The following is an 8,044-nucleotide window of genomic DNA, read 5'->3' on the forward strand; positions in this document are numbered from 1 at the left end:
ATTTGTTTATCATTGAAACTAGGTGCAATCAATAATTCGCATAATATTATGGCTACGAATTACACCAATACTTATTTAAATCCAATTATATAATAAGCAATAATTATGCCAGTATTGTAAATTATGAACGTCGTTTTATAAAAAGTGAGATAAACATTAATATCATAATTACAAAATAGGGTAGAGTGCCCCATTTTGCATAAGGTGTTAAACCTATTGTGGGCGATACAGATGCTGATAAAACACCTGTTTCAAATTGTGGTAATTGTTTAACGATATTACCATGCTCATCAATAATTGCAGTAATTCCCGTATTGGTACTGCGAATTAAAGGTCTGCCAAATTCCAGCGCCCTAGCTTGTGCCATCTGTAAATGTTGTTTAGGACCAATGCTATCGCCAAACCAAGCATCATTTGAAACAGTAAGTAAAAAATCGGTATCAGAGGCAAAGTTTTGATGGATTAAATTCGATAAAATCACTTCATAACAAATAGCGGGTGTAAATTTAAAGCCTTTTATGTGTAATTGAGGTTGTATTGTTTCGCCAGGTTTCATTGATGACATTGGAATATCGAGAATGGCAGCAATCGGTTCAAGTATTGACTCTAGCGGTGTAAACTCACCAAAAGGCACTAAATGATGTTTTCTATAACGATTGGTTGTTGGGTATTGATAAGGTTCTTTTTCACCAAGCACTAACAGGGTATTATAGATATCTCCATTGGATTGATATCCTTCTTCACCAAAACGATAATCAAGAATGCCCACGGCAATTTCAGCATCATGAGCTCTAGCTTGGTTATCTAAATATTGCAAAAAAGTTTGCTGATTGATTTCGTAATCGGTGATACTGGCTTCTGACCAGATGATAATTTCATTTTTATTTAGATTGTCTAAGGTAAGTTTAGTATAGGTTTGTAACGTGTTATTGAGCTGTTCTTTTGTCCAGCGGATTGACTGCGAAATATTTCCTTGAATTAACGCAAAATGAGCCGAACGCGTCTTGTCTACAGTAGTCCAATTAATATTGCCGAATGAAATTGGTGCAATAAAGATCGCAAACAGTGCAATAATCGCACCAACTGCGTGCTTTCGGGATGTTTTGATGGTTATTGACTTAATACTATAAATAAATAACCCACACAAAATAGTAAGCAATAAAGTAACACAATCTATTCCCCCTATAGGGAAATAGGCTCGCAGTGGGCTATCAAGTTGACTATAACCGAGCTGTAACCAAGCAAATCCAGTCAATATATAACCACGCAAAAACTCAGTTATTTGCCAAAGCATTGGTGCTGCAAGTACTAGTTGCTTAAATGAAAATTGTCCAGCAAAATGATTTACCATTCTTAATAGAAAAGCAAAAAGCATAGGATAAAGCGATAAATACAGGATTAAAAAGCCTAAAATAATAATGGCAACGGGTAGAGGCAATTCTCCATATTGTTTTATGCTGATATAAACCCAATGCACGCCAGATGTAAAATAGCCGACACCCCAAGTTAATCCCAATAGCATGGCTTGTTTTTTAGATTTATCAGCAATAAGCCATAAAAAACCCGCAAACGAGACAAAAGCTAACGGCCAAATATGAAAAGGTGCATAACTAAAAACGGCTATTGCACCAAGAAATATACTTAATAATATCTGTTTAAGCATTTTCAGGTAACTCTAAATTGGGCACGGTTGCACCATCAGGAATGGTGACATGTAATTGAATGATTCGTCGTCTGTCTGCAATGGCGACTTTAAATTGATAACCATCAATGGTAATGCTCTCACCACGTAAAGGTAATCGACCAAAATGTTGCATGACCAGCCCCCCAATGGTGTCCATTTCTTCATCACTAAAATGAGTTGCAAAAATATCATTAAAATCTTCAACGGGAGTTAGTGCTCGCACTGTGTAGACTGAGGTTGTTAAACGGCGAATATCACGATCTTCAACCTCATCATATTCATCTTCAATATCGCCTACGATAAGCTCTAAAATATCTTCAATTGTCACAAGGCCAGAAACACCGCCAAACTCATCTATTGCCATCGCCATATGATAGCGTTGCATCCGAAATTCTTTTAACATATGATCAACGCGTTTGCTTTCGGGAACAACTACGGTTGGTCTAAGAATTTTTTTGAGATCAAAATTATCAACACCTTGGCGAATAAAAATCAAAAGATCTTTAGCTAATAAAATGCCTTCTATGTGATCTCTATCTTCACTAATAACAGGATAACGGGAGTGCCCATGTTCAGAAATAATATCTAAACATTCATCGAGGGTATAATTGTCTTTAATTGTGATAATTTGTGAACGGGGTATCATAATATCACGAATGCGCTGTTCGGCTATATCCATAACACCTTCAATCATATCGAGCGTGTCGGGATCGATAAGTTCGTTTTCTTCCGCTTCACGAATCACTTCAATCAGTTCTTCTTTATCTTTGGGTTCCGAATTAAACAACTGACTTAACCATAATGTAAACCCTTTTTTAGGTCTCCGGTGATTATCATCACTCATTTGCTCTTTTCCTTTCTTACTTTGTTATTAATTTAAATTATTTTATATATTTTGTTTAGTTAGCTAAATTGTCATTGAATTACTAAACTGCCCATTGAGTATTTTTATTCATCAACGGGTTGATAAGGATCTTCAAATCCTAACTGCTGCATGATATCAATTTCGATATTTTCCATTTCTTCGGCTTCTTCGTCAAGAATATGATCATAACCCAGCAAATGTAAACAACCATGCACAATCATATGCGCCCAGTGTGAGGTTAGTGATTTATGTTGTTGTACAGCTTCAGTTTCCACAACTTGCTTACAAATAATGAGGTCGCCCAATAAAGGAACCTCAATCTCAACGGGAGATTCAAACGGAAAAGATAAAACATTAGTTGGTTTATCTTTATGGCGATAAGTATAATTTAACTGCTGGCTTTCTTGTTCATCAACAATACGGATAGTCAGCTCGGCGTTATCCATAAACTGAGGTAAAATAACGTCTAACCATTGCAAAATTTGTGCTTCGCTGGGTAAATTCTGTTGCTCTTTTGTAGCAATTTGTAAATCTAAAATAATGGCGCTCATCTTATTTTGTTTACCTTATGTTATTATTCACGGTGATAAGGATGATTAGCGGTTAGGCTCCAAGCGCGGTAGAGGCTTTCAGCCACAATAACACGCACTAAAGGGTGGGGAAGTGTCAAGGGCGACAGTGACCAACTCTGTTCTGCCGCTGCTTTGCAAGCTGGGGACAAACCTTCTGGCCCACCAATTAATAAACTCACATCACGCCCATCAATTTTCCAGCGTTCTAACTGCTCGGCTAAATGGTGCGTGGTATAAGGCTTACCTGGAATATCAAGCGTTACAATACGATTGCTTTTACCGCAAGCACCTAGCATTGCCTCGCCTTCTTTATCTAAAATTCGGACAATATCTGCATTTTTGGTGCGCTTGCCTGCGGGGATTTCAATAAGTTCTAAAGGCATATCTTTAGGGAATCGTGACTGATAATCACCAAAAGCAGTGGTAACCCAGTTTGGCATTTTATTGCCAACAGCAATAAGCTGTATCTTCACGTAATTAACTCCAAAGTTTCTCAAGTTCGTAAAGCTGGCGGCTTTCTTCTTGCATGATATGTACAATCACCGAATCCATATCAACTACAACCCAATCAGCATCACTTTTTCCTTCACTGCCTAACACTAAATGGCCTTGTTTTTTTGCTTCATCAAGCAAATGATTGGCGATAGACGAAACATGACGGTTAGACGTCCCCGTACAAATAATCATGTAATCAGTAATGCTTGATTTACCACGGACATCAAGGGTAACAATATCTTTACCTTTTAAATCATCAATCTTATCGATAATAAAATCTTGTAACGACTGTTGCAAAATAATCTCTCTTATTAAAAAATAAAGCGCCATTATAACATATATTATTAAAAATAACGGTGATGATAAAATTTGGCGAGAAATAGTTTGTCAAACAGTTTCAGGTAATTTATGCATTTCAGTAAAAAGTTCATAACTTAGCCTAAACATAAAAACACTATTGTCTTCTCCAAAAAAGCAGACATTCTTACGCTAAAAAATCATTCAGAAAACTAATTGATTTTATTAGTTTTTTATGAAGAATAATTCCTTTTTTACCCCCAAAAGACTAATGCTATGCCTTGCTCGGTGCTAGCATCTGCCCCCCGACAGTTTGAGGTACTATTTTGTCTGGGGAAAATTAGCGGCAATGGCGACGCAAATTCTTATGGAAAAAATTTGAACATCTGATCATCGCTTTATATATCATCATACACCCCATCTATTATATTATTGACATGTTTTTCTGGATGCTTAATAAATTCTTTCCAAGAACAAATTTTAGCAAATATTTGATGCTCAGGATCGATATAGCAAATTGCCTTTTCTGCTGGAGACCAAACAATGTATAGCTCATAACCGTCAACTTCTTCTATCAAAGAAATTAGTTTTTTCCTTTTCCATTTCATTTCCAGCAAATCGATAAAATGATAAAAAGTCATGTATTTTGAATAACAATCTTTTCCTGAAAAATGAATTTTACCTGGCGATGTTTTAAGATATGTCAACATATCCGCAGGCATTTTATAGCTTTTTAGGCGCTTTAGTTTTTCTTGCTCATTATGCCATTCAATTGGTTCTAATGATTTTAGCAATTGCATCAAATTTGTATTTTTATTCGTTGCAGCAAGAGAATATGGGCGATCACCATATTTATCAGTAATGGTAATATCGGCTCCACATTTTATAAGATATTCGGCAAGTTCTGTGTGATCGTGTCTGACCGCTTCTATCAACGGTGTTGGAAAATAAGGGAAAACCATATCGGGTTGATGATAATTAACATCGGCTCCCATTTCTATCCACATTTTTGTTTCTTCTATGTTTCCATCTGATGCGCTGGACCTAAGCGCAGCACCGCCATATTGTTTTACCGTTACTCCGTATTGCTCAAATAGCGCTATATTTTCATAATTTTTCCCGTAATGAATGCGGATTAATATTTCCGAATATTTTTTTAGGGGAAGAAAATCAAGCGCATTATTTTTTAGCAAAAGATCTATAATTTTACCATCGCTATATTGTGCTGCCTTTTCGATAATGGTAAAACGACCAACATCCAAAGACACTTTATTTTTTAATAACCACTTAAAAACAGTAAAATTATTTGTGACAACAGCAAGCTCCAAAGGTGTTATATCTGTATATTCACTAAGGTGGATTCTTTCATTTATATCCCAGTTGGCATCATATAAACTTTGCATTTTTTCGATATTTGTTTCATATATGGCAACAGCTGGTTCAGGCATCGTTTCAAAGTTGCCAATGTGTTTTATGTTGTACATTTATAATCCTGTTTCATATTGTAAAAATACTTATTATTATATATATTTTCTGAATTTAGCTAAATTAAAACAGTAAATTAAACAAAACATTCTATTTTTTACTGTATTTTTAGAACACATTATAGTGCCAGATTTTTTAAGGAATTTTCCCAAATGAATGATAACAAACTTAATGAAATTAACTATTATTTATCGGATCCAATCAATTTTGATTTTTTAAAAGTATTAAATGCAGACCAAGCATTAGATCTAAGAGATGAACCTGAGTTTGATAATCAATGGGTGAATAGCTTTAATACCTTAAACAAAAAAAGTTTTAAAAAGGAAGAAATCGAACTTATTAATATATTAAGAGAAAAAGCATTCAAACTGTCTTTTCAACTAATTAATCATTTTGAAATTGCGTCTCAAATATCTGACGATATAGAAATAATAGCGAAAAGTTTTCTTGCTCAAGAATATAATAACTGGGCAGTTACGCACTTATGGTCGGCTTATAAAAACAAAAAATTTCCAGTATAAATAGCCCAACGCATAGCAAAATAAACAAAAAAAGGATAACAAGTATATTTTTATGGACAAGAAACAATTAATTATTGATGAACAAAAATACCCAATTAACGCTAAAGATTGCTTGCTATCGCTTGATGAAAAAAGAAAAATTACTTTCCTTAGTTTAGAAGAATCAGCTTAGCAGAATCCAATCGCTTTTGGAACGCAACATTCCCATTTAACCCCAATGCCCCATCCTTTTGTTCTGTTATAGAAAAAACGAATTTAGACTTTAATGCCCCAAAAAAAGCTCGTTATTTTTTAACAACAAACTCACCGATACCGCATTAATTTTTTTCGGGAAACAAGCAAGCGCCATTGTTCCAGTGAATATTTTTATAAGATTCTGGAAAGACTTTTTCTACCCTAGTGATGAAACAAGCATTCTTTTAATTAACAATAAAAATAAAACTATTTTTCTTATGAAGGCACCTCTTTTTACGCAGAGATCTTAAATGGATAAAAGGCCGAAAAAGGTTGAATTACGGCAAATAGCACCTTACCAGTTGGTAGCATATTCTGGGGCTGAGTAAGTATGGCGTTAGGTTTGTTGGGTAAAAATCGGTGATTTTTATAAAAAAACAAAAAAATAAAAACTTAAATAAAATCAATGATTTTTCTGACTTATTTTTAAGTGCAAGAATGCCTCATTTTTCACGCTCTTTCGCGTTTATGATTTTTATTCAGAATTATTTAATAACATAATGATTTTATTTGTATTAATTCAAAAAGTTTGCATATGCTTTAATCTATTTAATCAAATCGTGGTTAATTATTAGGAATCTTCTTGAATAAGTCTTTAAAATTTGATAGTTTACAGGAAAGATTTTTAACATTAAAAACACTAAAAAGAAGGTAATTGTTATGACTATTAAAGTAGGTATTAATGGTTTCGGCCGTATCGGTCGTATTGTTTTCCGTGCTGCTCAAAAACGTTCAGACATCGAAATTGTTGCTATCAATGACTTATTAGATGTTGAATATATGGCTTACATGCTTAAATATGATTCAACTCATGGCCGTTTTGATGGTACTGTTGAAGTTAAAGACGGTAAATTAGTGGTTAACGGTAAAACAATCCGTGTTACTGCAGAACGTGATCCTGCAAACTTAAAATGGGACGAAGTAGGTGTTGATGTTGTTGCTGAAGCAACTGGTTTATTCTTAACTGACGAAACTGCTCGTAAACATATCCAAGCTGGTGCCAAGAAAGTTGTTTTAACTGGTCCTTCAAAAGACAACACGCCAATGTTCGTTATTGGTGTTAATGATAAAGAATATGCTGGTCAAGATATCGTTTCTAATGCTTCATGTACGACTAACTGTTTAGCCCCTTTAGCTAAAGTTATTAACGATAACTTTGGTATTGTTGAAGCATTAATGACAACCGTTCATGCAACAACTGCAACTCAAAAAACAGTTGATGGTCCATCTCATAAAGATTGGCGTGGTGGTCGTGGTGCGGCTCAAAACATCATCCCTTCATCAACTGGCGCGGCTAAAGCGGTAGGTAAAGTTATCCCTGAGTTAAACGGTAAATTAACAGGTATGGCTTTCCGCGTTCCAACACCAGACGTTTCTGTTGTTGATTTAACTGCTCGTTTAGAAAAACCAGCTAAATACGAAGATATTTGTAAAGCAATCAAAGCAGCTGCTGAAGGCCCAATGAAAGGTGTGCTTGGTTATACTGAAGATGACGTTGTATCTACCGATTTCTTAGGTGAAGTTTGTACATCTGTATTTGATGCTAAAGCGGGTATCCAATTAAGCGATAACTTCGTTAAATTAGTATCTTGGTATGATAATGAAGTTGGTTATTCAAACAAAGTATTAGATTTAATTGCTGTTGTTTCTAAATAATTAGCATTTATTGGTTGAAAAGCGACTTTGGGGTCGCTTTTTTTATGCTAAATTTTGAGTAATTTTAGGTTTACTTGGGATAAAAAACGCCCACCTTAAGGTGAGCGTTTTGCTAGTATGGAAATAAATTAGTTAGATAAACTAAATAACAACAACTTCAGCTGCTGCTGGTCCACGAGGGCTATCTTGGATCGCAAATTCAACTTGTTGCCCTTCAGCTAAGGTTTTAAAGCCA

9 protein-coding genes are annotated in these 8,044 nt (G+C 34.9%); 2 read left to right on the plus strand and 7 right to left on the minus strand.

Features of this window, described 5'->3' with window-relative positions; all coding sequences use genetic code 11:
* Nucleotides 1-121: 121 nt before the first annotated feature.
* The 6 genes from lnt to A9G30_RS00900 form a co-directional block, all read right to left on the minus strand.
* Nucleotides 122-1,663, minus strand: a complete 1,542-nt coding sequence (gene lnt / locus A9G30_RS00875; RefSeq protein WP_065587761.1) for an apolipoprotein N-acyltransferase — start codon at nt 1,661-1,663, stop codon at nt 122-124.
* Nucleotides 1,656-2,528, minus strand: a complete 873-nt coding sequence (gene corC / locus A9G30_RS00880) for a CNNM family magnesium/cobalt transport protein CorC (RefSeq protein ID WP_065567924.1) — start codon at nt 2,526-2,528, stop codon at nt 1,656-1,658. Before corC ends, lnt begins: the two co-directional genes overlap by 8 nt.
* 104 nt (nt 2,529-2,632) lie before the next feature.
* Nucleotides 2,633-3,100: an rRNA maturation RNase YbeY gene (gene ybeY / locus A9G30_RS00885; RefSeq protein ID WP_065581446.1), complete on the minus strand. Its 468-nt coding sequence runs from the start codon at nt 3,098-3,100 to the stop codon at nt 2,633-2,635.
* 23 nt (nt 3,101-3,123) lie between these two features.
* Nucleotides 3,124-3,594 (minus strand): 23S rRNA (pseudouridine(1915)-N(3))-methyltransferase RlmH, encoded by a 471-nt coding sequence (rlmH, locus tag A9G30_RS00890; RefSeq protein WP_065581445.1) that lies wholly within the window; start codon nt 3,592-3,594, stop codon nt 3,124-3,126.
* Between the two features lie 4 nt (nt 3,595-3,598).
* Entirely contained in the window at nt 3,599-3,946 is a 348-nt protein-coding gene (gene rsfS, locus A9G30_RS00895; protein ID WP_065587762.1) for a ribosome silencing factor, read from the minus strand.
* A gap of 365 nt (nt 3,947-4,311) precedes the next feature.
* A complete protein-coding gene (locus A9G30_RS00900; RefSeq protein WP_065587763.1) occupies nt 4,312-5,397 on the minus strand; it encodes an ankyrin repeat domain-containing protein in 1,086 nt (361 codons plus the stop codon).
* A 153-nt stretch (nt 5,398-5,550) separates the two neighbouring features.
* Between A9G30_RS00900 and A9G30_RS00905 the strand changes: the two genes are divergently transcribed.
* Entirely contained in the window at nt 5,551-5,919 is a 369-nt protein-coding gene (locus tag A9G30_RS00905; RefSeq protein ID WP_065587764.1) for a hypothetical protein, read from the plus strand.
* 894 nt (nt 5,920-6,813) lie between these two features.
* Nucleotides 6,814-7,809: a glyceraldehyde-3-phosphate dehydrogenase gene (gene gapA / locus A9G30_RS00910; protein WP_065567930.1), complete on the plus strand. Its 996-nt coding sequence runs from the start codon at nt 6,814-6,816 to the stop codon at nt 7,807-7,809.
* A 141-nt stretch (nt 7,810-7,950) separates the two neighbouring features.
* Here the strand turns inward: gapA and A9G30_RS00915 are convergent.
* Nucleotides 7,951-8,044 (minus strand): cold shock domain-containing protein (locus A9G30_RS00915; RefSeq protein ID WP_176700816.1); only part of this gene is annotated, 94 nt, incomplete at its 5' end.

Origin of the sequence: Gilliamella sp. Fer4-1, assembly GCF_001690515.1 — a bacterium.
GTDB lineage: Bacteria > Pseudomonadota > Gammaproteobacteria > Enterobacterales > Orbaceae > Gilliamella > Gilliamella apicola_C.

Coding starts and splice junctions, on each gene's coding strand:
- ybeY (WP_065581446.1), bottom strand. CDS start 3,100: ATGAGCGCCATTATTTTAGATTTACAAATTGCTACAAAAGAGCAACAG.
- A9G30_RS00905 (WP_065587764.1), top strand. CDS start 5,551: ATGAATGATAACAAACTTAATGAAATTAACTATTATTTATCGGATCCA.
- rsfS (WP_065587762.1), bottom strand. CDS start 3,946: ATGGCGCTTTATTTTTTAATAAGAGAGATTATTTTGCAACAGTCGTTA.
- gapA (WP_065567930.1), top strand. CDS start 6,814: ATGACTATTAAAGTAGGTATTAATGGTTTCGGCCGTATCGGTCGTATT.
- A9G30_RS00900 (WP_065587763.1), bottom strand. CDS start 5,397: ATGTACAACATAAAACACATTGGCAACTTTGAAACGATGCCTGAACCA.
- corC (WP_065567924.1), bottom strand. CDS start 2,528: ATGAGTGATGATAATCACCGGAGACCTAAAAAAGGGTTTACATTATGG.
- lnt (WP_065587761.1), bottom strand. CDS start 1,663: ATGCTTAAACAGATATTATTAAGTATATTTCTTGGTGCAATAGCCGTT.